Genomic DNA, 25,668 nt, shown 5'->3' with positions numbered 1-25,668 from the left:
GGTGTCGGCCGTGTCATCTCATTGTCGTCGGACTCGGTCATCAGTACCGGTGCGCGATGATCATTCGCCTAACAGTTCAACCGCAGCAGATAGTGCTGCCTGGAGGTCGGATTCTGCGACAGTCCATGGGCGCCCGTCGGCGCGCGGATAGATTTCGACGACCAAGCCACCGGAGTCGAGGCGTACCTCTGCGAGCTGTGCATGATCAACAAGCAAGTCAGCGACTAGCTGATCGCGGTCCGGAGGGCTGGAGAGTCCAACTTCGATGTCGCCGAAGTGCGCCATCACGGGAACTCCGCGAAGAAGAGGAAGTTACCAGACCCGCTATAGACAAGCCCGCGACCATCGGGCGAAATCACTTCGATCGTGGCACCAAACCGGCCACGGTGTCCGCGCACGGCCCTCGACCCCGGATGGGTGAGTATGTCGTCCACCTGGAACTGTGCGAGCCTATTGATCTCGCCTGGCCCTCCTCGTAGCGGGGGGAAGAGCTTGCTGGCAGAACGCTGACGGGCGGCGTGTTTGGAGAGGCTATGCCCTGCAAGCGTCAACTCACCGGGGCCAGCCCGGGAAGCGGCGGCCGAAAGATCGTCGAGAGAGTGGCCAAGGAATCCTGCTGCTCTACGAACCGAGCCGGTCTCGTCAACCATGCGGCGGATTCCGCCGGCGACTGCTCCCACTATCTCATCCAGCGGGCCGCCAGGCGCATCCGCGAGACAGAATCCGAGGCTGGTCGCGTCGCGGTCGCCTGCGAAGCGAACGCAGTCTCCCCCCGGAAGGACGGACAGGACCGTGTCACCAGCGGCTCGCACCCCTTCGGCGACCGCTGCGGCCGTAAGGAAGAAGTCGGCTGCCTCACCGATGGCCTCGGCAGCCTGCAGACACGCGATGCCTTCGTTCGTTGTGGCGCCGAACTCTGACGCGCAGTAGCTGCCTGCGGTGAACTCCGGCACGAAGCCTCGCTTGGATTGCGTGGCAACGGTCGACGGCGGCGTTCGCCGGAACATCCGTGTGGGCTCATAGGTGATGGATCCGCCGTCGCCGTTCTCGGTGACGCGGCGTCCGTCGAGTTCGACGAAGGAGAGGGGGTTGCCGCCGGCGAGGGCGTAGCGGTTGCCGGTGAGGGGGTCGAGGCTGGTGTTCAGGTCGGTGAGGGCGTTGTTGAAGATGTCGTCTTGGAGGAACCGGGTGGTGTTGGGGGAGAACTGGCGGGCGCCCATGTCGAGGTGGTTCGCGCCAGTGTCGAACCGTTTGCCGGTGTAGGTGAAGGGGTTGACGAGGTCTTCGATGGCGTCGGTGTCGGGGTCGATGTCGAGGTGGTTTCCGGCGGTCAGGGCCGGGTCGGGTGCGCCGTAGGCGCGGTAGCCGTAGCTGGCGGCGGGAGCGCCGAGGTCGTCCAGCAGCAGCGAGGTGGAGCCGTGCACGTCGTGGGCGAAAGTGAAGCTGCCTTCGGGGGTGCGGGAGTCGAGGGTGCTGTCGATGTCGAGCCCTAGGCGGTTGCCCACGGCGTCGTAGGAGTAGACGCGGTTGCGCCGCTCGCGCTCGACGCCGACGAACCCGCCGACGTAACGGTGCGTGTCGAGGGTCTCCTTGGCGACCAGATCGGTTAGGGCGACGTAGGCGAGGTCGGTCAGGCGCGTGCTGCCGCCGTCCGAGGGTTCGCAGCAGACAGGCCACGATGGCGCCGAGGCTGGTGGCGAGTGGGTCTCTTCGATGGTGACGAGCCGGTCGAGGGCGTCGTGAAGGAAAGTGGCGGTGTCGTCGACGCTGGCGCCGTTGCCGGTGTCGGGGTGGACGGTGCGGGTCGCGACGAGTCGGTCGAGTCTGTCGTACACGTAGGCGGCGACGAGCCCGTCCGAAGCCCTCTTGCCGCTCGCGGTCTGGTGGCACAGCGACGCATCATCCACCGAGGTGGTGCAGGCGAGGTTGCCGTCGCCGTCATAGTGGTGGTAGATCGGGGCACCGCCGTCGACTTGGACGTGCTCGAGCTGGACACCCTGGTACTGCATCAGCACGGTCACCGCGGTGCCGGAGGTGTCGTCGACGATCCGTTCGATGTTGCCGATCAGGTCGGGCTGGTAGCTGATGGTGCCGCCGTGCCCGTCGGTCTCCAGTACGAGCCGGCCCCGCGCGTCGTAGCGGTAGGTGGCCGTGCACGGGCTGGTGGGGCTCTGACACGGAACCGCGGTATCAGGGGCGGCGCGGTGGAAGGTGTCGCTGGTGCGGTGGCCGTTGACGAACCGCCCCGCCGTATCGAGGTAACCGACGGTGTGGCGTTCGACGACGTCCGTGCCGACCGTGGTGGTGAGCTGGTCGAGCAGGCCGTTGCCGTGCCAGCTCCACGTGGTGGTCTGGTGAGGGATGAGCGCGGTGCCGTCGAAGCGCTTGAGGATGCGCTGCTTCTCCCGCCCCACGTCGTCGAAGTCGTGGTCGATGCCCAGGTCGTCGGTGGTGCTACCCAGCCCGTCGGGCCCGGTATCGGTGAAGGTCGCGGGCCAACCGATCTGGTCGTACGTCAGCGTCTGCATGCGAGCCGGGCTGGTCGCGTCATCCAGGATCCGTTGGGTAACGTTGCCGTCGAGGTCGTAGTCGAGAGTCGTCAGGTCGGTACCGCCTGTGAAGTTGCACGTGACGACGCCGGGTTCGTCGCTGGCGGCTGGGGTGCCGCTGGTGACCTGGCTTGGCCGGTCGCGGCCGTCGTAGCTGGAGCACACCAGGGTCGGATCGATCCCGGTCGCTTCAACGCCGCCCTCGAGCGCCTTGACCAGGTTGCGGTCGGCGTCGTAGTCGAACCGCGACACCTGCTCGTCGCGGTCGTGGCGCTCGCGGAGCAGTCCGCGGGCGGTGTAGCTCCAGCTCGCCTCTCGCTGCCCGACACGCAGGGCCTGGCGTCCCGCAGCGTCGTAGTCGAACAGCGCCGGCGTCGCGCCAGGCACGTGGGCTGTGTCGAGCAACCGCACCCAATCCGTGTCGTAGTAGCCGACGACGGTCGTGCCCTGCGGCAACGATCCGCCGGAGGGAAGGACCGCGTCGGCCACCGGAAGCGTGGAAGCTGTCAGGCGACCGTTGTCGTCGTAGCGGCGGTGCACGAACGACGCAGCAGTCGTGGCATCGGTGGGAAGTGCGACGCGGGTGAGCCGATCGGCGGCGTCGTAGGTGTAGCGGGTCACGTAGTGGGTGAAGCTGACCTTGTCCGTCGACGCGTCCCAGCCGCGGGGCGAGACGACCGTTTCGAGGTTGCCGACGGGGTCGTAGATGTGGCGGCTGACCGCGTCGCGCAGCGATGCGCCGGACGCGTCGACCTGGAACGGCTCGGTGACCGTGACCGGCAGGCCGCGCTGGTCGTAGTCGATGGTGGTGGTCACGCCCTCGGCGTCGGTGCGGGAGGTCAGCTCGTCGTTGGCGTTGTAGCCGAAGCTGGTCGTGTGGTCCTCGGCGTCGGTGACCGAGATCAGCCGGTGTGCGTCGTCGTAGCTGCGGACCGTGGTGTGGCTGGGCGGCGAGGTGGCAGTGCAGTCCACGGTGGCGAGGAGCTTGGCGTTGGGTGCGACCTGCCACACCAGGTCTCCGGCGAGGTCGTAGCAGAAGTGGGTGTCGGCCGGGTCGTTGACGGTGCCGGTTTCCTGGTCGACGTCGAGGCGACGCTGACGCACGACCCGGTCGAGCGCGTCGTAGGTGTACTCGGTGCGGAAGTCGTCCGTCCTGGCGGTGGCCGTGCCCCGTGGGCTGGTGACCGCTTCGACGCGCCCCGCCTCGTCGTACTCCAGCCTCGTCACGTGGTCGTCGCTGGTGTCGGCGGTGTCGTTGTCGTCGGGCTCGGTGACCGTGACGGGCCGGTCCATCGCGTCGAACACCGTGCCGGTCGCGGGGCCCGCGGTGTAGTCGGCGCCGTAGGCGGGCTCGAACGTGGCCTCGACGTTGTCGTTGGGGTCGAAGGCGACGCCGTTCCACACCAGCACCCCGCGCTTGGTGGCGTAGTGTTTGGGGGTGGAGGTGCGCACGAGGCGGTGGAAACGGTCGTAGTGCAGCTGGGTCTGGTAGTTCGCCGTCGGGGTGCCCGTCTTGGTCGCGTGGATGGGTTCCTGGATGGCGGTGAGCAGCCCGTCATCGTCGTACGACAGCAGCGTGGACCGCCCCAGCGGGTTGGTGATCTTGATGGGCTGTCCCGACTTGTGGTAGCTGGGGAAGGTCGTGGTGTGGTTGTTCGGGTCGGTGCGTGACGCCAGGGTCCCGTTGCTGTTGTAGGTGAAGGTCGTGGTGTGGAACTTGCCAGGTTCCCCTGGGACCGTCGCGGACAAGACGTTGCCGGTGGCCGGGTCGATGCCGAAGGTGTAGCGGTGGTCGTTGTCGATGCCGGTGGTCTTGACCCCTTCGGGTCGGGTGACCGCCTCCAGGTCGGAGATGTGCGATCTGGTGTCGCGAGTGTCGGTGGTGTGGTCGGCCACGGCCCGGTCGGTGTACTCCAGCACCGTCTTGTTACCGAGCTGGTCTTCGACGGAGGTGGGTAGCCCGTTGGCGTTGTAGGCGTAGGTGGTGAACTCTTCCGTGGGCTCGGTGACCTTGATGACCTTGTGGTCGGCGCTCCAGGACACTCCGGTGATCCGGTTCAGGGGGTCCTCGAGCTGCACCATGCGGCCGTGGGCATCGGTGCTGTAGACGGTGACGCGGTTCTCGGGGGCGGTGACGGTGACGCGCCGCGTTTCTTCGGCGTAGGTGTAGGTCTCGACGAGCTTCGCCCGGTCGGTCCGCGACGCCAGGCGCCGCTTGTCGCGCCCGGAGGTGTGGTAGGCGAAGATGGTCTCGCCGTCGCGGGGGTCGATGACCGAGTACAGCGCCGTGGATTGCGGTGAAGTACCCGGGTCGGGGTCGCGACGGTCCGCGACACCAGGTATCGCGGGGCCGTTGAGGCTGGAGGTGGTGTAGGTGAAGGTCCAGGTCCGGTCGTCGGCCGGTAGACGCGGCTGGGTTCCGGAGTTGCCGACCTGGGTGATGGTGCGCAGGTTGCCGTCGTGGTAGTAGTAGGTGAACTCCAGCCTGGACCCGTCGTGGTCGGTGATGGCCTTGACCAGCCCACGAATCTGCGCGTGCGGCGCGTCCGCTGCGGTGTAGTAGGTCAGTGTGAAGGACCGCCCTGCGGCATCGATCACGCGATGTAGCTGCTTGCGGGGCCAACCCACGTCGTCGGCCACGTCCGGGTCGGGGTCGACGTACTCGTACGTGAGCGTGTTGCCGTTGCCGTCCCGGACCGCCGTGGGCCAGCCCTCGCGGTTGAACAGGAACGTGACCCGGTCGGGGCGGGTGATCGCCCAGTAGCGGGTGTCGGACGCGTCGGGGCCCTGGTAGGTGCGCAGGTAGAGGTCGACCCCGGCGGGTTCGGTCCACACCACATCCGCATCGTTCGAGGCTGTGGTGCCGGTGAAGTGGTGCACGGTGCCGTCGCCGTCGGTGAACGCGATCGTGCGGTCGTTGCGGCCCGCGTTCTTGTCGGCGTCGTTGGGGTGTAGCTCCAGCGGCTCGCCGAGGCGCTGCATCCCGGAGATGTTCAGCGACCAGCCGTGCCCGACAGGTGAGCGGGAGGAGGCTTCGAGGCTGTTGTAGGCCAGGTCGACGACCGTGTTGAGGCCGGTACCAGGGGCTGAGAAGGGTGTGAAGCTGACCAGCGAGTTGCCGGTCGCGACGTTGACCAGGTGACTCATCCCGCCACCCAGGGCTTCGCCGACGTAGTGGAGGTGGTTCTCCAGCCCCAGCTGCCGCGCGAACTCGGCCTTGGTCACCGTGGCGTTGCCTGACTTGGGCGTGTTCCCACGCGAGGAGAACGTGACGATGGTGGGCGCGTCGTGACCACTTAGGTCGAGGGTCTCGACGATGTCCAGTTGCAGCGTGTACGTGGCACGATGGGTTGCCGCCGGTAGCGATGGTGGTCTGACCGTCATCGGCACGGTAACCGATTCACCCGATCGAAGCCGGGGCAAACTTGCCGATGACACGTCGACGACGCTGCCGGCCGAATCGATCCAGTTCGCTTCCAAGTGGTATATCTCACCCAGGATGGTGCCCCAGTCGAGGGGGCCGTTGTTGGTCACGGTCGCGTCGAACGTGTACGACAGCTGCGGGTTGATATCGGGGTCGTAGAGCAGGTCGGTGGGCATGTGCGGAGCGGAGATGTCGCCGTAGTAGCGGCTGACGGCGCGGTTGTTCACCGTCACGGTGCGGGTCTGGGAGGTGCCGGTGCCGGTCTCGGAGTCGAACACCTTCACGGTCAGCTCGTGGACGCCGTCGTAAAAGCGCCGCGACCCGGTCAGGGTGGGCCAGCTGAACTCCACCGAGGGGGGGACGGTGTCGCCGGCGGTCCAGGACCGTTCGGCGACGCGCCACCCGTCGACCCACAGCTCCGCCCGGGTCAGCCAGGCCGGGGCGTTCGCGGCGACGGTGGCCGACACAGTCACGTCCCCCGCCACGGTCGCGTCCTGCAGCGGCGCCGTGATCGACGCCGTCGGCGGGGTGGAGTTGGCGACGCGTACCTTGGCTCCGCGAGCCGTGGTCGCGTTGCCGGCATCATCGACCGCCACCGCCTTGAACTCCTCGTGCGCGCCAGCCTCTCCGTGGGTCTCGGTGGTGTTGGGGAACGTCGTGGAGTTCCACGCCAGGTCGAACGGTGTGCTCGTGTCGGATCCGATGTAGCTGTCGTTGAGGTAGAAGTGCACGAGCTTGACGCGGCGGTCGTCGGTGGCGTCGGCGTGCAGGGTGACCTGACCGCGCACCGTCCCACCCTCGTCAACACCCGTCAGAGTCAGCCGGGGGGCGATGGGTGCCGACCCATCGATGTAGGTCAGCTGCAGCGTGGGGCGCTTGCCCCACGAAGCGGTCTCGTCGTCGGTGAGGTAGCTGATCGCCGTATCGGTGCCCGGCAACCCCAGTGACGAGGACAGCACCAGTCCGTGGTTGGGTCGGGTGCCCGCCACCCACTGTTCCACCAGCCCGGCGAGGTTGAACGTGTCGGTCGCCACATCCCCCGCTGCGTTGGACAGGCTCGAAGCGGCGGTCGAGTCGAGGTCGCCGCCGTCGGTCTCCCACGTCACCGCGCCTTCGCGACGGTCATGCCACGTCGCTCCGTCACCGCTACAGGTCCCATCTCCGCTGCCCTCGACCCAGGCTGCCGTGGCCGGATGAACCGAGATGGTCTGCCCGGTCGACACCGGGTCATGCTCCAGGCCCAGCTGGGCCGAGGTGATCTGGGCGTCCGACGCGATGTGGGACAGGTCGAATTGCAGCAGCGCGCGGGTCGTGGCGTCCGCCCGCGCACCCACCAGCATCCGGCTCGACGCGCCGTGGTTCACGCACACCGGTGCGCTGTCGTAGCCGGTGATCTGCGTGGCGGTCCCCGCTACCGGATCGGGCCGCAACGTCTGTTGCACCTGCCCGATGGCCGGCAACGTCACGGTGCGTGGGTTGGATGTCGCGTGTGCACCGGAGGCCTTGATCACCTTGACCTGGTAGGGGAACTGGCCCGGACCGGCCGTGGTGTCGGTGAACGAGGTGGTGTCGGCGTCCTCGATGACCGCAAGCTGTGTCGACGACGAGGGGAAGAAACTGCCGGAGCATAACCGGCAGCTGCGGTGGACCTCGTAGGAGGCGAACCCGTCGCCCTGCGTGCCCAGGAACTTCGACCAGGTCAGCTCGGCGCCGTTGGAGCGTAACGTGGCCGGCTCGTCCAGAGTGACCGACTCGACCCAGGTGACCAGCAGCTGGGGCCGTTTCGACGCGTCGGCGGTGTTCCGCGACACGAACTTCGGGCCGCCCTTGCGTGGTCCCTCGCTGCTGCGCTTGATCAGCATGCCATCGTTGGACAGGTCCAGCCCCAGATACCAGTCCTCCACCGAGCTCGTCACGCCCCACGAGACCCACCCCCTGGTGCCAACCGCCGGTACCGTCGCCGACGCCTGCGAGAACCCGAACGACGACACGGCGGCCGACGTCGAGGTCTCCGACCAGGACTGTGACAGCTCGTGCACGGTCAGGACATGGTCCTCCAGCCCGCACGTGGCGGTCGCCCCGCTCGAGGAGGTCTGGCTCGTGCTCGACGGGTCTGAGAGAGTGATGTCGGTTAGGGGCAGGCACCCGCCGTCGTAGTACAGCTGCAGCGAGGCGCTGGTGATGTCCGACCCGGTCGCGATGCCCGACAGGTCGAACGCCACCGCCGAGCGGTACACGGTCTCGTCGGTCGTCCCCACCGGCAGCTCGAACCCCACCCGCGCCGTGCAGGTCGAGCACGACGCGATGAAGTAGGCGTCCTTGGTCGGATCGCCCACGTCGACGACCGGGTCCACCACCACCGGCCAGTTCCGTCCCGGCGCCGCCAGCCACGCCGGATCGACCGTCACGGTCAGGTCGTAGCCGCCCTCGACCGGTTCGACATCGAGCGTCGCGTGGGGGTCTTCTCCCGCGACACCAGCCTGCTGCTCGAACACCAGCGGCGGGGACAGCGTGAACACCGCGTCCGTAGCGGGCGCGCGGTAGAACGCCCACGACCCGCCCTCCAGCTCGGCGGCGCGCCAATCCTCCCCGGCGGTGTCGATGCGGGTCGTGAACGTCGAGGGAGCCTGCGGGCCGTGCAGCGTCAACGTCTCCTTCACCCCGGTCGCCAACGACGTGTAGGCCGCGTCCACCTGCGGGAACACGCCCGGGTAGGTGATCGTCGCGCCCTCCACCGTCCCGGTCACGTCCGTCGCACCCTGCAGCGTCCACCACCAGCGCGCCCCAGCCCGGTCCGTCAGCTGCGCGAACCGCTGCGTCATCTGCGGGTTGAACCGCACCGCGAAATCGTTCGCGGCGTTGCGCCAGCCCGCCCCGGGCGCGACCGCCTCGGGCACCAACTCGGAGCGGATGCGGCGCCACGCCCCCTGCTGGTCGCGGAAGTGCACCGGCCCATCCACGACCTGCGTGTCGAGCTGGCCATCGTCACGACGGACGGTGTGCGAGGTCCGCGTGCGCAACTCGGCGACCTCGCCCTCGCGCAGATCGTCGGCGGGAACCTCCACCGCCAGCGGGACCTCCGGAACCGTCGTCCCCGACGTGTCGTCAGGCTCCGACGTCTCCGACGTCGGCGCGTCGGGCGTCTCGAGCGGCGCAGTTGGAGTCTCACGACCTGAGGGGACGTCATCGACCGGCTCCTCGCCGGTCAGCGACTCCACCGGCTCCGACACCTCGACGTCCACAGGCCCGTCGGGATCCGACGGCGCCTCCACCGCCACCGCGGGCACCAGCGGCACCAGCAACGCTAACGCCACCGTCAACGCGACGAGACGACCGAACCGAAGACCCCTCGACCCCACCATGGCCACGCTCCAAAGCTGGCGCAGCCAACACGACCCCGAGCAGTCTCGGGCCCCCGTCTCAACCGCGCGACCAGTACCGGGCGAGGGGAGCCCGTACCGAAAACGCACGAGGCCCATACCCTCCTCCAGCCGGGCTACGCCGTCAATAGGCTGCCCGGAATCTCCTATCAACCGCGCGGACTCCGCCCGCGCAACCGCCACACGCACGACGCCTGCCGCACACGGTCCCGTCGCTTGGGGGGACACCTCCCCCAATCCGGGGGACTACTCCTCCACAACGCGATGGTCAGACTGGGCGGAGACTGAAGGGGCCAGGTGTGGAGGATGGCCACCACCCAATCGAAGGATGTCCGGTGAGTGGGACGGGGTGCGCGCCCAGGTCCAGAGCGCGGACGATGTTCGGCGGCCTCGAACCACAGCGACCGGCCCGGCGCCTGCGCATCTATGTCCCCTCCGACGGGACATAGGGCGCCGGGGCTAGCGGAAGATCGAGGGGTCAAATCCCTCCGACAGAGTCTGCTCGAACAGCGCTGCGGCGTGCAGACGGTCGTAGGCGCCCATCGCGCGCATGGCATCACTCAGGTGATTCTTGACGGTTTCGGGTGAGATCCCGAGTCGGTCGCCGACCTGGCGGTTCGTCGCTCCCCGTGCGACGTGGCGCAGGACGCGTAACTGCTGGACCGACAAGCCCCATGGGCCACGCAGCCGGGAACCTCGGAAGGCAGCGACGACCAGCTCACCGGCGATCGCTGAGCACGGGTCCAGCCAGATCCCGCCTGAGGCGACGGCGTAGGTCGCGGCCAGCACCGTGACGGGCTCCCTGTCAAGCAGCATGACGCCCGCGATCCCGGCGCGGAGAAGCTCAAGGACTTGGGCGCACGGTGCCTCCTGGACGGCGTACAGAACGCGCGGCCCTTGCGGCACGGGAAGGTCGTCCGTCGCCAGCACGTCCGCGGCCTCGGCCTCATCGACGCACTCGATGTCTCCATCTTGGAGGATCGCCTGTAGCCCGGCAGCGATGACCGGCGAGCGGACCGAGAGCGCAACCGTGAACAGCGCCCCTCCGGTGGGCCGCGCGGCGGCTAATAGCTGAGTCGGGGCGCTGCGCGCCTTGGGGTCGGCCGTGACCACGACCGGGGGTGAGCGTCGAGTCCCACGATATCGTCAGCGATCCGCTGTCGGAGGCGACTGCCGAGCGCGACAAGCTCGGCGCCTAAGACCGCACCGACGCCGAGCGGAAGGCGTGCGGGAGCTGGGGTTCCTGGCTAAGCGGGCGGCCACGTTACGTAGCGCATCACCACCGTACGAAGTAGTTGTCGGCTGCGCGTAACAAGAAGGCCTCCTCGTCCGTACTAGTAGGTGACGGCTGTTTTCTCCGGGACAGTCCTCACCACCCGATGATCCAGAACTGGCAAGGAGGCTCGATATGGCCGATCGTCGCGTCACGCAGACGAAGAAGGATAAGGATGGCGACATCCTGGCGCTGTGTAATCCCGACCAGTATTGGTCGCCGCGATCGAAGGCGAGTGCGATCGCTGACATCGATGACGGGGATCACACCTACTACGTCCAGCAGCCTGGTACCGACCGGACCGACATCCACGTCGTTGACGACGGCGACGGTCCCTACCTGCGGACTGATCCAGACGGTGACGCACGCAACAACCTCGACAACCTGCCCGACTGTTGATGATTGGCGTCACAGGAACCGATTAGCGCTCTACGGCGTGACCCACCTCAGTGGGGAAGACCCCGGTTTGGCTCGAACAGCCAGTAGAAGATGTTCGGCGTCGTGCCCCAGGCGCTTCCCGAACTATGGCGTGGCATCACTAGTCGCATCTCATGCTCATGAGACCACTCGTTCGGGTTGCGCAGCTCGAAGCTGAGTCTATGTTCCTGGAGGTAGGCCTGATCCTCCTCAGCGCCGGGCCAGTTCCGCATCAACGGCGCCCGAGTGATCTTGAGCCGCCGCTCGTCGTCCTCACTGAGTTCATCACGGTGGTCGCGCCAGTACTGATGTATCGCTGTGTAGAACAGCTCGATCACATCGGCGTCGGTGTAGATGACCGGGCGGCTCCCCAGGCCCTCGACCGCCTGCCGATGGAACGCAATCCCGTATCGGTCGTAGCGGGCGCCGGTCATGAGGTTCGCGCGGGCCGCTTGGTCGCCTTCGCAGAAACAGATTACTGGGTAGTTCCGATGGCGTCCGAAGGCCTGGACAGCGAGCAGCGCACGATCTTGGAGGATCTTGAAGATGCGCTGCGGCGGGGTGAGCGCCTGCAGAGGGGCGGGGAGGTGGCTGTTGAGCCGGCCCTGTCGACCGGTGAAGTGGACGACGAACTCGTCACGTACCCCCGTGTCCGTGCGGCGACGCTTCGTGGTGACAGGTGGGTCGATGAAGCAGGCGGGCATACCGCCTGCGGCTGGGACGGTGTCGCCTGCCTCGTCCCGTGCAATGTTGCCGTCGGCGTCAGCAAGTATCCACATGTGATCTCCCGACGCTGGCGGGACCGTAGCGACTCGCTGGGAGGCTCACGAGTAGGTACGATCATGACGGCTCTACGGAGCCTGCTCCCACGGGGGCAATCCGTTAAGACGACGCCGGTTTCGGCCGGAGGAGAATCTCTCATGCTGCAGCTCACTTCAAGTGAACGGGCGATGCGCGAGCGGTTGCTCGCTATCGCCGCCAGCCACACTCCTGAGAACGTCACCTACGAGGAGCTCTGGCTGGCCACGACGGGGGAGGGCTTCCGGGAGTCCGGAGCTTTCAACCTTGTGGGTCGGATGCTGTACCACATCGCGATCTACGAGCAGCGTCTCGGGCGCCCGATGCTCACGTCCCTGGTCGTCAAGGCCTCTGGGCTGCCTGGCGACGGCTACTTCGAACTCGCCGAGCAGTACGGGCGCGACGCAAGTGATCGCCGGGAGATGTGGATGGAGGAGCTCGAGAGTGTCCGCGAGTTCTGGTCACGGGCGCTCGATCCGTCAGCGGTAGTTCGCGACCGATTCGGACCGATGCTCGCGTGGGATCCCACGGTGCTCGGAGACACCCGCGCCCTGGCGACGTTCGAGGATCTGAAGCGCCGAGTCTGACCCTCGCCGTCCCGAGCAGGTGAAGCAGGTCGTACCGGGTCCTGGCTGACGGTGGCCCACCGATGGCCGCTCAGCCGCGGCTCCGCTTTGCCGAGGTCTCATCTTGACGCCGGTCTTCAGTACAGGGTTAGACAACCCCGCCGAGGTAGTTCCCGCTCCCGCGGCGATGGGGAGCGCCAGCCCGGCAGCACGGACACGCACGCACGACGGCGACGGCGTCTCGGGCTGGCTCGGCCGCTCGGCCCGTACATCCGCTTGGCCTTGGGCGGCCGCGTGCAGTCTCGACTCAGCGGATGATCCTTCGCGTCCGTGCGACGTCGACGGCATGGATCCGGTCGTAGGCACCGAGCTTGCTCACGGCGCTGCGGAGGTGGGCCCTGACAGTCTCCGTCGAGATCCCCAGCGTGTCTGCGATCTGGCGGTTCGTGCGCTGGTCCAAGAGCCTGACCACGCGCAGCTCCTGGGCGGTCAACCCCGCCGGTCCTCGCCACCTGGTCCCGCGCCGGGCCGCGACGATCATCTCCTCGATGAGAGCAGGGTCCAGCCACCGTTCCCCGCCGGCCAGCGCGTGGACGGCCAACTCGAGGTGTACGGCTTCGCGGTCGATGAGCACGATGCCTGCGATGCGGCCGACGATCAGGTCGAGCAGCAGGACGGACGGATGCTGTGGCTTGGACACGTGAAGGACCGGTGCGCTGGCCTCGTCGGGGGCTTCGCCGGTGGTCGCGATGACGTCGGCGTCCGTGGGGTCGTCCACGACGTGCAGGCCGACGCCGACGAGGATCTCTCGCAGGCCGCGGTCGCTGAGCGGGTCGGAGCTCAGGATGGCGACGGCGATCACGTTACGGGTAGCGACGGTCGGTGCTGCGCTTGCCAGGTACGAGGTAGCCGAAGCCGTCCTCTTGGCCGACGCGCGAGTCGACGAGGATGTCGCCGTCGAAGATGCACATGAGGGCGATCTCGATCTCGTCCCGCTCCGCCGACACGCTCAGCACGCCACGCACCCCCGGGTGGGCGATGCCCTCGGCTGCGCGCGCCCGTGTGGGCTCATCCAACAGCAGCAGGATCGGCGCGGTCGGGTCCTGGGGCAGGGTGCCCGTGATCAGGATGTCGGGGTGGTCGGGCACGATCAGGTGCCCGAGGTCCTCGAGGATGTGGATCAGCCCGGATTGAACGAACGGCACCGGGTACGACACCTGCACACGCATGCGGGCTCCCTTTCTGCGTTACAACGATATGAACTCTATCGTTAGAACGCTAGGAAGTCCACCGGGTCGGTGAGGGATTGCGTGACGGCCAGGTGAGCGCTGAGGATGACGGCATGTCGTCCTCGCCGAGCAAGCCCGAGCGTCGTCCCGTCGACTACGTCGACGGAGCGTGGCCGGAGTCGACCAGGATCGTGGCGGACGAAGGTGACGCCGCGGCCTACGTAGCCGAACAGTTTGTCCACCTCGTCCGCGCGATCATCCGCCGCCGCGAGGAACGCGGCCTGAGACGCAGCCAACTCGCGCAGATGACCGGCCTGCGACCCAACACGATCAGCGATCTGGAGAACGGTCAGACGTGGCCGGATGTCAGAACACTCGGCCTCATCGCCTGGGCGCTCGATGCGGATATCGAGTTCGTCCCGCGCGAGACGGTTCGGCGGCTCAAGCACCCGCAGCAGGAGCCAACCTGAGCCCAGGCTCCTGACGTCGGAGAGCTTCGGCCCATCGAGGCTGCTTAGTCGATCGGGACTGGCCGTCTCGAGAGGCGTTCGAACAGCGTGATGGTTTCGGGGTGTAGCCAGTCGTCGGCGTCGTTGGCGTCGTCCTCCGCCAGAGTCTCTCGGAGGCGGGCCATCACTTCGTGCACGCGAGCCGTGTTGCCGGTGGCGTCGGCGGCGATCATCAGGACGCGGATCAGGGGCTCGGCGAGAGGGTTGACGCTAAGCCCGCGCTCGGCTGCCCACACCGCGTCTTCGTACCGAGCGGAGTCCAGCATCTGGTGGGCCAGGTCATGGGCGGCCGTGACGATCTCCTCGGAGATCCGGATCTCGAGCTGGTGTGCCCAGGTGTACGCCGTCGCGGTCGCAGAGAACGGTGCGCCTCGCACCAGCGTCAGAGCCTCGCGCAGATGTTGGTCGGCCAGGTCCGGGTCTCTCGTGGCCGCCGCGACGTGGGCGCTGAAGCGCTCGTAGTCGGAGGTGACCGCGTCGGCGATGCGGTAGCGACCCAGCTCGGCGTCGGGTAGGTAGGGACTGCCGTCCGCCCTCGTGCCCAGGGCCTTGCGGGCGCGGGAGGCCTCGGTGTAGAGGCGGGCAGGGCGAGGCTCGTGGTTTGGCCAGAGTGCTTCGAGGAGCATGTCCGTCGTGGCCCCGTCACGATGCATGGCCAGGTAGGCGACGAGCTCCATGGTCTTGTTGGTCGGGAAGCGATCCACGCCGATGACATCCACCGGACCGAGGACCCGAACGTCGACCTCACCTACAGGCGTATCCGATGATCCGGCCTCGTGGTCGTCGTCCCCGAGCGCCGAGAGCGGTACCGGTAGCTCGGGGTCGTTCTTGGCCTGGTCCAGCAGCCGGCCCACGCTGGCCAGGTCGCTGATGCCGAGTTCGACGAGTTCGACGGCGAGCCCGGCGGGGTGGAGCACGGCGGTGTTGCCGGTGATCTCGGTATGCCGTCGTGTCGTTGGTGAGCACGAACGGCTGATGACCGCGACCAGGTCCTCGCGCTTCTCGGATGCCGCGCGCACGGCCGCTTCCGCCTCGTCGTCGACGCCGTTGGCGAGGACGACCAATGAGGGAGCCTCGACCTCGCCGGTCACGGGCCTTCGCGCAAGTTCGGCATGCAGGTCGTCCGCATCCGTTAGCGGGGTGAGCCGCTCGAGGTCGGCGGGGAGGCCGTCGATGCCGACCGTCAGGACTTCGAGGGCATCTACTCGCGGTGTCGTCGCGAGTTCCAGTGCCCACACAGCCATGAGTTCGGCCGCCCGGTCCGGGTCGCCGTGAACGCCCAGAGGGTCTCGCCCAGCCAGGTTGACCAGTGCAGCGCGGCCGTCGGGCGTCGAGCCGACGGTCACGAGCACGGGGAACAACGAGGGCGTGGCCTTGTGCTGGGCGAGAGCATCCAGGTTGTCCGGACGCTCGATCACCCACGTGGAATCGCCGGAGGCCAGCCAGCCTTCGGGAACGTCTTCGCTTGGTGCATCGAGATGGACGGTGACGTCGTCCTGACCGCAGAGCACGAGCGTCACTGCCGGCGAGGGGCGTCCTCCGCATCCGTCCGCAAGGTGCCGCAGGGCGAGATCCACGAACGTCGCGGTGTCGTGGTCGGCATGGACCCGCAGGAACCGTTCGGCGGCCGCATCCTGCCCATCGGGCAGCGGGATGCGGTGGTCGGGTCGACGGCGCCGGCGGCGGGCACGTCGGATGCGGTCGAGCGTCAGGATGAGCCCGGCCGCGATCGCCCCGCCCGCGGTCACCGCGATCGCGGAGTCCTCGGAGGAGTCCTCGGAGGAGTCCTCGACTTCATCAACCGGCGAGGCTGCTCCGGTCTCCTGTGGGCTCGCCCCGCTGGTCGGGGTGACGGGCCGGGGTTCCCACCGGCCCGCTGGCGGAGTGGCGCGTGCTCGGTCGAGCGCGTCGGGGACGACCGGCCCCTCGCGGTGTGGGGACGGCTCGGTCACATCCCGGACTTCGCCCGCGTCGCCGATCCCCAGCGTGCCGACGCTCTCCTCGCCAGGGCCAGCCTCGGGGAGCGTCAGCACCCAGCCGGGCTGGATGAGGTCCGGTTCCGTCAGAGCGTCGCCGTCGGGTTGGGGTACGCCGCGGTTGCGCTCGTACATCTCGGTCCAGCGCAACGGGTCGTCGAGGTGCTCGTCGGCAAGATCCCAGAGCGTGTCACCCCGATCGACCGTGACCGTCGACGAGGGGTCGTCGCGCACCGAGGGTGGCCGTTCGGCGGACGCATCGCTCGCGGGTACGAGCAGCGTCCATCCGGGCCGGAGATCCGTGGATCCGGCGGCCAGCTTCGTGCCGTCAGGCTGCACGCGGCCGATGTTGCGGTCGCGGATCTCGCGCCACCGCAACCCGTCACCGAGGAACCTCTCCGCCAGACGCCAGAGGGTGTCGCCCCGCTCGACGTTGTAGGGGACGTACGAGGTCCAGGCACCGGCGACCTCGTCGGCACCGCGACCCGAGGAGGCTGCCCCGCGTTCGGGTCGCGTCGAGCCAGGGTCGTGGTCGGACCCGCCCGTCGTGGATGGCTGGGGCTGCTCGATGAGAGCACTCGCTGCGGTGAGGCTAGGCGTCGGTGGCGCCGCCCCGACACCGGCAGCGGAGCGGGTCAGCATGGCCACAGCGAGGGATGTTGCGGTCAGCAGGTTCGCGGCGAGACGCTGCGCCGATCGCAGCCCTGCGACACGGCGCGCGCGCCCGCCCCGCACGAGCGACGCCAGTTCGACCGACGCCCCGATGCTGAAGTTCAACCAGGCGAGCCACACGACCACGGCGAGGGTCTTGATGATGGTGGCGTCGTCGATGTTGCCGCTGGTGATGGCGTTGGAGAACTGCGCCCAGGTCGGCAGCGCGGTGGGCAGCGGCCAGCCCACGAACCGAACCAGCAGCGCCGGGACACCGACCACGACCACGAGCAGCGCGACCAGCGCCCCGAAGCCCCGAAGCAGCGTGCGTTCGCGGTACCTCATGTCAGCTCTCCGGTTCGGTGACGCCGCGCACGATCCGCGCGTGGCCGGTGGCCGTGACGGTCCGCTCGGAGATGCCGGCGAGCTGCAGCAGCGCCATCGACGTAGTGATCGAGACGGTGACCTCGACCCGGTCTGCGGTGACGACGACGGTTCCGGTGTGTCCTGTCGCGGCCAGGTAGGCCTCGCCGGCGGCTTGCGCGGCGAGCGGCTCGACGACCGGCGTGCGAGCGCTGCGGAGCGCGTCCACGTCGACCTCTTGCGCGGCGGCGCGTGCGGCGTTGTCGGCGAGGTCGTGTGCCTCGCGGCGTGCCGCGAGGAGGCGACCGCCGTCGTACACCAGGCCCGCGACGAGCATGATCGCCGGGACCAGCGCGACCACGAACACCGTGATCGCCCCGTCCTCGCCGCGCCATCGCGTGAGCATCAGTCGCCCCCGCGGTAGCGGTCGATGATCTCGACCGCGGTCGACGTGAACGTCCGGCTCCCCGGCAGGCCGGCGAACACGACGTCGTCCAGCTCCACGACGCACGTCACGGTGACACCGACCTGGCCACCGGCGCCGAACGCAGCCGTGTCGACCTCGATCCCCACGTCGGCGCACGTGACGCCGGCATCGGCGAGGTTCGCCTGTGCCACCTGCGATGCGGCGGCGATCGCCGAGTCGGGATCGCCCCGGAGCGAGGCGGCGCGCGCGGCCTGGTCCGCTGCGGCGGTGATCTGCTGCTGTGCCCCTCCGACCCGGCCAGCGAAGACCACGAACGCGAGCAGCGCGAGCAGGACCGGCGTGAGCAGCACCAACTCGGTGGAGACGCTCCCGTCCTGCCATCCGGTCCTCATCGGTCCACCTCGGCGACGAACCGTTCGACCGGCCCCGCCACGGAGGCGGTCACGTGCCAGACGGCGAAGGGCAGGACGTTGGGCGCCTCCGCCTGGACGAGGACGCGTACCTCGGCGGCGTCGCGGGTCACCTCGACGTCCGAGTTCCGGACGCCGCCCGCCTCCGCCAGGAACGCCGTCGCCGAGTCGAGCCCGTCCTGGGCACTGCTCTGCTCCCCCTGCGCGGACTCCAGGGCTTCCTGTGCCGCGGCCTCGACGACGTGACCGGCGTGGTAGTACAGGCCCGCGTGGACGCCGACCAGCACCAGCAGGAGCACGACCGGCATCAGCAGCACGAGTTCGGTCGTGCTGCTACCAGCGTCGCTGCGCAGTCGCTGCACCGAGGCCAACGGTTCAGTCCGTGGGGATCGACTCGGCCTTGCCGGTGACCTTGGCCACGATGACGGCCCCTACGGCCAGCGCCAGCCCGGCGAGGATCGCGGTGATGATCGCTGCCTCGGTCGTGAAGGCGCCGGTCTCGTCGTCGCGTGCCTCGTGCAGCCGCTCCACGTAGTAGCTCCACAGCGTGGTGAGGTAGGCGATCTCTCCCATGTCCGTTCCTTCCCTCTCGTTGTCAGAACCCGAGGATCTCGTGCAGCGCCGGGAACCCGACGAAGACGACGAAGCCCACGACCATAAGCACGGAAGGCAGAGCCATGCGTTCCGTGGCGGCGCCTGCCTCGCCCTCCATCTCCGCGAGGTCGCGCGACCGCAGCGCAGCCGCGCGTGCCTGTAGCGACCCCTTGACCTTGGCGCCGTGGGTGCCGGCCATGCCGAGGCTCGACGCGACCTCGCGCAGCTCGGGGACGTCGAGGTCCTCCCCGAGACGCTCGAGCGCGCTCCACGGGCTGGTGCGGGCCAGGCGGCTGCGGCGGAGCGCAGCTCGCAGCTCGACGAAGGGCCAACCCTCGCCCGCGTCGGCCGCGTAACCGAGCGCCGTCTCGACACCGGCCCCTGCCGCGAGCGCCATGTGTGCCAGGTCGAGGTACGACGACAGCGCGTAGCGGAAGTCGCGGCGACGCTCGGCGGCCTGCGACCCCAGGATCAGGTCGGGGAGCAGGAACCCGGCCAGGCCGAGCGCGAACGCTCCCACGAACGCGAGCGACCAGGGAGCACCGCCGCCGCCGAGGTGCATCAGCACGACCGTGGCCGGAGGGAGGGCGAAGCCCACCAGCGCCGCGGTCGCCTTCTCGACGAGGTGCTCCTCGCTGCTACGGCCGACGACTCGGAGGTCGGCGTCCAGCCTCCGCACGTCGATGCCTGCTGCTGCGAGGAAGTGGCCGACCCGCTGCGCCAGCCCGAGCCGCCAGCCGTCCCCGGCCACGGTGCGGGTCGAGTCCGGCGTGGTCGGTCGCGGTTCGAGGAGCGCATCGAGCGCTTCCGCGAGCGGTGGTCGGTGAGCCGCCACTCCCCAGGCGATCAGCAGCGCCCCGAGGGCCATCCCGGCACCGGCCAACATCCCTGCCGCGGTCATCGGTCGACCTCGGACATGGCGCCGACCGCGGCGCTCGTCAGGAATCGCTGCGGGGTGCGGATGCGCGCCATCCGCTGCAGCATCACGTAGCCCGTGAGCAGGATGGCCCCGACCAGCAGCAGCACGAGCTGGCCCTGCACCGTGCGATAGGGGGCCAGGTAGACCGGGTTGAACAGGATCAGCCCGCCCGCGAAGACGGCGAGGCTCCCGACCACGACCCGGACCGTTGTCCGCAGCCGGGCGCGGCTCGCCCGCACGTGCAGGCGCATCTGCGCCTCCTCGCGCGTGGACTTCGCGAGCGAGGTCAGCAGCGGCACGAGGTCGCGGGCTTCCCTCTCCGCAGCGATCACCAGCGCGGCAACGACGAGATCGGCGGCGGGGTTGGCGAGGTCGTCGGCCAGCAGGCGCAGGCCGTGGACGAGCCGCTCCCCGCGCTCCAGACGGCGAACGACCCGGCCGACCTCTGCCCGGATCGCCTCGGGGGCGTGCGGTGCGGTCGACACGATCGACTGTTCCAGCCCCGCAGCTGCCGCGAGCGTGTCGCGCAGCATCTCGGTCCACGCCGCGATCGCGTCGGTGCGCTCGACGAGCGCGTGCTGCTCGCGGCTGCGCCGCCAGCTCCGCGGGAGCGTCGCAGCGAGCAGCGCTGCCATGGCCGCACCGACCACCCAGCCGGTGAGGAGGTAGACGGCCAGCGCCGCGACGAAGGTGAGCACCGACACGAGCGCGAGGGGCTGCGTCGCCAGCGGGGAGCGCGGCGGGCGTCGAGCGGGTGTGTCCTCCGCCCCGCGGAGGCCGAGGACGAGGACGAGAGCACCCAAGGCCATCCCCGCCCCGCACACCGCTCCGATGAGCACCACCGCTACCAGCCTCCTCGGCCGTTGCCGGAGACGATCCCGGGACGCAGGCCGGCGTCCTCGAGCGCCGCGAGCGTCTCGTCACGCACCATCCCTGTCGGGACGGCGCGCCCGTCCGGTCCGGGGCGGAAGACCTCGTTGGCGACGACCTCGCGGCCCTCGGCGTCGCTGACCTCGAGCACCGACGTCACGAACCGCTCGGTGGGGTCGTTGCCGATCCGGCGCTTGTCGAGGTGCACCACGAAGTCGACGGCGTTGGCGATCAGCACCGCCGTGTCCTCGGGAGCCAGGCGGTGGGGCGGGAGCATCGCGTACATCTGCAACCGCCGGAACACGCCTCTGGCGGTGTTGGCGTGGATCGTGCACATCGAACCGTCCTGCCCCTGGCTCATCGCGAGGAGCATCGGGAGAACCTCGGCTCCCCGGACCTCGCCGACGAACACCCGGTCGGGGTCCATCCGCAGCGCCATGCGCACGAGCTGCTCGAGCGAGATGCCTCCCTCGCCCTCGATGTTGGGCTCGCGCGATTCGAAAGTGACGAGGTTGGGGTGGAGCTCGACGAAGCGATCCACGCCGAGTTCGAGCGCGTCCTCGATGGTCACTAGGCGCTCCTGCTGAGGTATCACGTTGATGAGCGCGCGCATCAACGTGGTCTTGCCGCACCCGACACCTCCACCGATGACGATGCTGCGGCGCGCCTCCACTGCCGCGCGCAGGAACGCGACGAGTGGGGCACTCAGGGTGCCGCGCAGCTCCAGGTCATCGAGGTGCGCGATGTCGAACTGGTGCTTGCGGATCGACACACAGGGCCGCGCGGACACCGCCATGACCGCGAACAACCTCGACCCGTCGGTGAGTTGGAGGTTGAGTTCCGGCTCGCTCGAGTCGAAGCGCCGCTCGGTGCGGCCCACGCGCGCGGCTGCCGTTCGCAGTAGCTCCACGAGTTCGTCGTCGCTGTCCGCAACCGACGCGCCGCGCGACCACGATCCGTCCAGGAGCTTCAACCACACGACGTCACAGCCCTGGACGTGGATGTCGGTGACGCTCGGGTCGTCGAGGTAGCGCTGGAGACGACCGAGCCCGTAGAGGCGGTCGAACGCTTCGCGAGCGACCAGCTCCTCATCGCTGGTGCTCAGCGACACCTCGCCCACCCGGAGCCGCCGACCCGCGTCGGCCTCGAGTCGTTCGCGGATCAGCGCCTGCGCGTACATCCGCTCGTCTTCCGGCAGCTTCGGGGCGCGACCGCCCTGTTCCGCGGCGCCGTCCTCGGCAGCGAGCTGGTCGGCAACACCACCGGCGATCGAGGACACGAGCAGCGCGCGCTCGCCTGGGTTCACGTGACCACCTCCGCTTCCTCCCTCTCGGGCGCCCGCACCTCGCCGTCGTCGTGGCCGCCTGAGCATGCGGCGAGCAGCGCGGCGACGGCGTCCTGGGCACTGCGCAGCAGGAGGGAGCGGCGCAGTCCGGCCACTCCCGGCTCGCCTGTGAGGGCGGCCGCCGCGCGCGGGTCGTCGGCAAGCACCGCGAGCACGTCCACGTCGAGCGCCGTGGTGACCTCCGCGGGGGAGTAGGGGCGTTCACCCACGAGCACCAACGATGGGGCGACTCCGGCACCGGTCAGCGCGCGCAACCTCGCGGGGAGCATCTGGAGCTCCTCCAGACGGGGACGCGCCACGAGGACCACACGGTCCGCGGCGTCGACGAGGGGCCAGGTCGTCGCCGCCGGCGTCAACCGGCCCAGGTCCACCAGCACGTCGGTACCGGGCAGCTCCCGCAGAGCGACGGCGAGCGGCCCCGCGCCCAGCTCGAGCGCCCGGCGTGACTGCTCGGCCGATGGAGGTCCGACGAGGACGTCGACGTCGCCGCCGGGCAGCCGCTGGACGTGGCGGGCGAGCTCACCCAGGGGCATCGACCGCCGTCCTGCCACGGCGAGCGTCGACAGGCCAGGCTCCGCCGCCAAGCCGCACCGCGCACTGAGCACGCCCCCGTCGGGGTCTGCCTCGACGAGGAGCAGCGAGCGGTCCGCGGGCCAGACGGCCGCCATCGCGAGGAGCGACGTCGTCACACCGGGTGACGCTTTGGCGGAGCCGAAGGCGAGGATGCTCATGATCCGCCCACCAGCGCGAGCCGTATCCGTCCCTCAGCCGCCGCCGCCGCGATCTCGCGCGCCGACTCCGACGGCACCGTGAGCGAGACCATCAGGGTGCGTGCGGTGTCGCTGAGCGGCTCGACGGCGAAGACCTCCGCCTCGGCGAGCACGATGGCCTCGGTCGACGCCTCACGGTCCAGCCCGTTCGGTGCAGGTGTCCTGACGACGACGACGGCATCGCCGGCGTGGAGGTTCGCGGTCGGGTACTCGCCCGGTGCCAGCGCCAGACCGATGACGCTCTCCCCGGGACCCACGGAGGGTCCGGCGGTGAAGTGGTCGAGGGTCACGAGCGTCCCGGGGGACAGATCGCTGGTGGCTCGCAGACCGACGATGCCGTCGGCCTCCGAGGCGGGCGCCACCGCCACTTCGTCGTCGGTGCCGACCCGTACGGTGGTGAGGTGAGCCGCTGTCAGCTCCTCTCCACGCTCGATGGGCTGCGCCAGCGCGAGCACCGGCTCACGGTCCGCCACTCGTGCGATGGTGATCGCCCCGAACAGGCCGAACGCCACGAGGAGCAACGCACCCAGCCCGATCCACGACATGCGAGGACGGCGCTGGAGTCGGCCCGGCGGATCGAGGCGCAGCGGTGGCGTCTGCGTCTTGCCGGAACCGTTGCCCCGCTGGCTCGTGATCATCGACACGGTGTGCTCCTCGCTTGGGACTACTCGTTGAGCGCCTGGAACTCGGCGACGCGGACGGGCAGCGTCGTGGAGGTGGAGAGCGCGGGAAGCGGACCGCCACCTGCGGCGCCGGTCACCGTCCAGCCCACCTCCCACTCGACCGTCGCGGTCACGAGGTAGGTGCCGTTCGGCTGGGCGGCGGAGCTGTGTCCGTAGGTGTACGAGCAGTCGGTCGTCTGCTCCGCCTCGGGTAGCGCCGGGTCGTAGGGCGTGCCCGGTCCCGCGCAGGTCACGGTGTCGCCGTTGCCCAGATCCCACACGACCCGCACCGGAGTCGCGGTGACGGTCGCGGTGACCCCGCCCGCGGACGCGGACCGTGAGTGCTGCTGCCAGACCTCGTCGTCGATCCACAGCCACGACTCGATGCGGACCACCTGTTCCTGAGGTGGGTTCATCGCGAGCTGGGGCGCCGGCAGTTCGAGACGGCTCACCGCGCGGTCACGTAGCTGTGTCGGATCGACCGGCGGCGCCTCGCGCGGAACCGGTATGAGGTCGCGCACGACGGTTCCGTCCGGCAGCGGGCACTCCCGCACGTACCAGTCGTACTCCTGGTTGCCGTCCCGCTCCAGGATGGGGAGGATGTCGCTTCCGGCCGGCAGGTCGGCCGGGTCGATGCGGGTCCAGGTGCAGTCTGCGCCGCTGCTGCCCCCGCCGTTGGTGGTTCGGTCCTCGGCACCGACATCGATCGTGGCGTCGTCCTCGTCGACGTCGACCCAGCCATCGGAGTCGCTGGCCCACGCGGGCGCGGCAGCCAGCACGGTCATGAGTCCGGCGAGAGCGGCGCTCAGAAGGAAGCGGGATCGCATGTGCTCTCCTCCTCGATCAGGTCCGCGTCGACGACCTTCCAGGCGCCGCCCCTGAGTTCCATGCGGCTCTCCCACAGCGAGCGCTCGCCGGGTTCAGCGCCGCCCTGGATGCGCTCCCCGGTCTCGGCGTCGTACACACCGGCTTCCGGGTCGAGCTCGCGGCAGTCCCGCACCAGCGCCACGGTGTCGTCCGACGTGATCTGCACCGCCAGCGGGTTGGGCGTGTTGTGGCCGCGGACCTCGTAGCCCTCGTCGCGGAACTCCGCGAGCCGCTGGCGCAAGCCCTCGAGCTGCTCACCGCCAGCCGTCGCCGCCAGCGCGGGGTGGTCGGGGTCCGGCGGCCGGCTCGCCGTTTCGACGGCGTCCCAGAACGCGAGGTAGCTGCTCTCGATATCCGCGGCGAGATCCTCGGGTACGCAGAAGTCGTCCTCGGCGAAGTCGACGACCACCCAATCGCCTTCCTGCTTCCGCAGCTCGGCGGACGCCGCGAATCGGACGCCGTCACGATCAGCGACCTCCTCGCTGGAGTCGCGGTCGTACTCGACGATGTCGGCCCGGTAGCAGTCCAGCAGCCGCGCGCTGTCGTCGTCGACCTCGAGCGACTGGATTGCGGGGACGAACGCCCCCCGTGCGATGCGGCCTTGGGAGGTGAGGTTCGCGACGCGTGCCTGCGCCGCTGTCAAGGCTCGGTCGCGTGCCAGGTCACGGAGTCCGGGGCTATCAGGATCGCCCGTGGACATCGCCTCGACTGTCGCGTCGAGGTAGGCGCGGTACGCGGCCTCCACCTCCGAGGTCGGCTCCGGACTCGGCGACGGTGTCGCGGTCGACTCGGCGGTTGTGGCCACCGGCGCAGGCGTCGTCGCTCCCGGCTCGGCACCGCCGTTGGGTTCGTCGCTACACGCGCTGAGCAAGGCGATGCCGACGAGCGTCACTCGGGCCAGCCAGGCCCACGAACCGTCTCCCCGACGGCGCGTCATGCCACCGTCCCCTCGTGCTGTCGGTGCTCGCCCGAACACCGTGCGTGCACGGGACCCTACCGACTCCGTCCTCAACGTGCGCTCCGGATTCCACAGCGTTGTGGATAACGTCATGGACCGCGTTCGTGCAGTCCCTTCGTCGAGAGAAGGCCGATCTCGAAGTTCAGATGTGACACCGGCTTCGACGGTGTTGGGGGAGGGGCAGGTCCGCGGTCGGAGACCTCGCGGCCGCTACCGTCGCATGGACGTCCCCGGTTCTAAATCCCCGTAGAGCGGAAGGCCACCGCCCATGAGTTGGACCGACCGCGTGCGCTCCTGGTTCGGCAGCGAACGCGACCTCAGATCGGGGGCCGGCGAACCCACGGGGCCGATGCCGGGCCCGCCCGAGGCCGAGGCTGCGGCACCTCAGCCGCAGTCTGAGCCCGAAGCCGCAGCGCCCGAGGAGCAGGATGTGCTCACGGAGGGACTCCCCATTGCCGAAGGTCAGGAACTCCTCGGCCCGTGCCGGACCTGCGAGGGCTATTGGACACGGATCAAGGTCCGGGGCGCGAAACCCCAGACCTGCCCGGTGTGCAAGGAGGCGGAGTGACCGACGTGTCCGTCGCACCGTTCGGGGCCAGCTGCCGCACAAGGCTCAATCGGATACCGCGAGAATCGCCTCTAGAGGCAGAACCCACCGCCCGCCGATCCGCGCCACGGGCGCGTCTGCAGGAGCCGGGGTGGGTGCGAGCC

The 25,668-nt window shown here is 69.2% G+C and carries 21 protein-coding genes; 3 read left to right on the top strand and 18 right to left on the bottom strand.

All coding sequences use genetic code 11. The annotated features are described in order from the left end of the window. Positions 1-60 precede the first annotated feature (60 nt). The 3 genes from KY469_06505 to KY469_06495 form a co-directional block, all read right to left on the bottom strand. Positions 61-288 (bottom strand): hypothetical protein, encoded by a 228-nt coding sequence (locus KY469_06505; protein ID MBW3662732.1) that lies wholly within the window; start codon positions 286-288, stop codon positions 61-63. Beyond that, entirely contained in the window at positions 285-9,335 is a 9,051-nt protein-coding gene (locus KY469_06500; GenBank protein ID MBW3662731.1) for a DNRLRE domain-containing protein, read from the bottom strand. The genes KY469_06505 and KY469_06500 overlap by 4 nt, the downstream gene beginning before the upstream one ends. A 477-nt stretch (positions 9,336-9,812) precedes the next feature. Beyond that, positions 9,813-10,466 carry a response regulator transcription factor gene (locus KY469_06495; protein MBW3662730.1) on the bottom strand — a complete coding sequence of 218 codons (654 nt, stop codon included), beginning with the start codon at positions 10,464-10,466 and terminating at the stop codon, positions 9,813-9,815. Between the two features lie 295 nt (positions 10,467-10,761). On the opposite strand from KY469_06495, the gene KY469_06490 reads away from it, so the two are divergent. Then, positions 10,762-11,025, top strand: a complete 264-nt coding sequence (locus KY469_06490) for a DUF3892 domain-containing protein (GenBank protein ID MBW3662729.1) — start codon at positions 10,762-10,764, stop codon at positions 11,023-11,025. 47 nt (positions 11,026-11,072) lie between these two features. Here KY469_06490 and KY469_06485 read toward each other — a convergent pair whose 3' ends face one another. After that, complete coding sequence (locus KY469_06485) at positions 11,073-11,822, bottom strand: hypothetical protein (protein ID MBW3662728.1); 750 nt, start codon at positions 11,820-11,822, stop codon at positions 11,073-11,075. Between the two features lie 141 nt (positions 11,823-11,963). On the opposite strand from KY469_06485, the gene KY469_06480 reads away from it, so the two are divergent. Then, on the top strand, positions 11,964-12,428 hold the full coding sequence (locus tag KY469_06480) for a hypothetical protein (protein MBW3662727.1): 465 nt from the start codon (positions 11,964-11,966) through the stop codon (positions 12,426-12,428). 286 nt (positions 12,429-12,714) lie between these two features. Here the strand turns inward: KY469_06480 and KY469_06475 are convergent, their stop codons facing one another. Together KY469_06475 and KY469_06470 are read right to left on the bottom strand one after the other, a co-directional pair. Continuing rightward, entirely contained in the window at positions 12,715-13,269 is a 555-nt protein-coding gene (locus tag KY469_06475; GenBank protein MBW3662726.1) for a LuxR C-terminal-related transcriptional regulator, read from the bottom strand. Between the two features lies 1 nt (position 13,270). Next, positions 13,271-13,636, bottom strand: coding sequence for a hypothetical protein (locus KY469_06470; GenBank protein MBW3662725.1), 366 nt, complete (start codon positions 13,634-13,636; stop codon positions 13,271-13,273). 113 nt (positions 13,637-13,749) lie between these two features. Between KY469_06470 and KY469_06465 the strand changes: the two genes are divergently transcribed. Next, the gene (locus KY469_06465; protein MBW3662724.1) at positions 13,750-14,106 is read left to right on the top strand and encodes a helix-turn-helix domain-containing protein; all 357 of its coding nucleotides are present in this window, start codon (positions 13,750-13,752) and stop codon (positions 14,104-14,106) included. A 44-nt stretch (positions 14,107-14,150) separates the two neighbouring features. Here KY469_06465 and KY469_06460 read toward each other — a convergent pair whose 3' ends face one another. Genes KY469_06460 through KY469_06405 form a run of 12 tightly spaced genes read right to left on the bottom strand, consistent with a single transcriptional unit; the run spans position 14,151 to position 24,936 of the window. Further along, positions 14,151-17,117, bottom strand: coding sequence for a LysM peptidoglycan-binding domain-containing protein (locus KY469_06460; protein MBW3662723.1), 2,967 nt, complete (start codon positions 17,115-17,117; stop codon positions 14,151-14,153). A 1-nt stretch (position 17,118) separates the two neighbouring features. Further along, positions 17,119-17,541 (bottom strand): hypothetical protein, encoded by a 423-nt coding sequence (locus tag KY469_06455; protein MBW3662722.1) that lies wholly within the window; start codon positions 17,539-17,541, stop codon positions 17,119-17,121. Next, the gene (locus KY469_06450) at positions 17,541-17,954 is read right to left on the bottom strand and encodes a pilus assembly protein (protein ID MBW3662721.1); all 414 of its coding nucleotides are present in this window, start codon (positions 17,952-17,954) and stop codon (positions 17,541-17,543) included. Before KY469_06450 ends, KY469_06455 begins: the two co-directional genes overlap by 1 nt. Next, entirely contained in the window at positions 17,951-18,343 is a 393-nt protein-coding gene (locus KY469_06445) for a pilus assembly protein (GenBank protein ID MBW3662720.1), read from the bottom strand. Before KY469_06445 ends, KY469_06450 begins: the two co-directional genes overlap by 4 nt. Before the next feature lie 4 nt (positions 18,344-18,347). After that, positions 18,348-18,545 carry a hypothetical protein gene (locus KY469_06440; GenBank protein MBW3662719.1) on the bottom strand — a complete coding sequence of 66 codons (198 nt, stop codon included), beginning with the start codon at positions 18,543-18,545 and terminating at the stop codon, positions 18,348-18,350. Positions 18,546-18,567: 22 nt separating this feature from the next. After that, entirely contained in the window at positions 18,568-19,467 is a 900-nt protein-coding gene (locus tag KY469_06435) for a type II secretion system F family protein (GenBank protein MBW3662718.1), read from the bottom strand. Continuing rightward, entirely contained in the window at positions 19,464-20,294 is an 831-nt protein-coding gene (locus KY469_06430) for a type II secretion system F family protein (GenBank protein MBW3662717.1), read from the bottom strand. The genes KY469_06435 and KY469_06430 overlap by 4 nt, the downstream gene beginning before the upstream one ends. Before the next feature lie 35 nt (positions 20,295-20,329). Then, positions 20,330-21,727: a Flp pilus assembly complex ATPase component TadA gene (gene tadA / locus KY469_06425; protein MBW3662716.1), complete on the bottom strand. Its 1,398-nt coding sequence runs from the start codon at positions 21,725-21,727 to the stop codon at positions 20,330-20,332. Then, positions 21,658-22,431 carry a chromosome partitioning protein gene (locus tag KY469_06420; GenBank protein ID MBW3662715.1) on the bottom strand — a complete coding sequence of 258 codons (774 nt, stop codon included), beginning with the start codon at positions 22,429-22,431 and terminating at the stop codon, positions 21,658-21,660. The genes tadA and KY469_06420 overlap by 70 nt, the downstream gene beginning before the upstream one ends. After that, a complete protein-coding gene (locus KY469_06415) occupies positions 22,428-23,114 on the bottom strand; it encodes a hypothetical protein (protein ID MBW3662714.1) in 687 nt (228 codons plus the stop codon). Before KY469_06415 ends, KY469_06420 begins: the two co-directional genes overlap by 4 nt. A 20-nt stretch (positions 23,115-23,134) precedes the next feature. Further along, entirely contained in the window at positions 23,135-23,959 is an 825-nt protein-coding gene (locus KY469_06410) for a hypothetical protein (protein MBW3662713.1), read from the bottom strand. Then, positions 23,938-24,936, bottom strand: coding sequence for a hypothetical protein (locus KY469_06405; protein MBW3662712.1), 999 nt, complete (start codon positions 24,934-24,936; stop codon positions 23,938-23,940). Before KY469_06405 ends, KY469_06410 begins: the two co-directional genes overlap by 22 nt. Between the last annotated feature and the right edge of the window lie 732 nt (positions 24,937-25,668).

It is taken from the genome of Actinomycetota bacterium (genome assembly GCA_019347575.1).
Classification (GTDB): domain Bacteria; phylum Actinomycetota; class Nitriliruptoria; order Nitriliruptorales; family Nitriliruptoraceae; genus JAHWKY01.
This window is presented reverse-complemented; position numbering and strand designations above follow the sequence as displayed.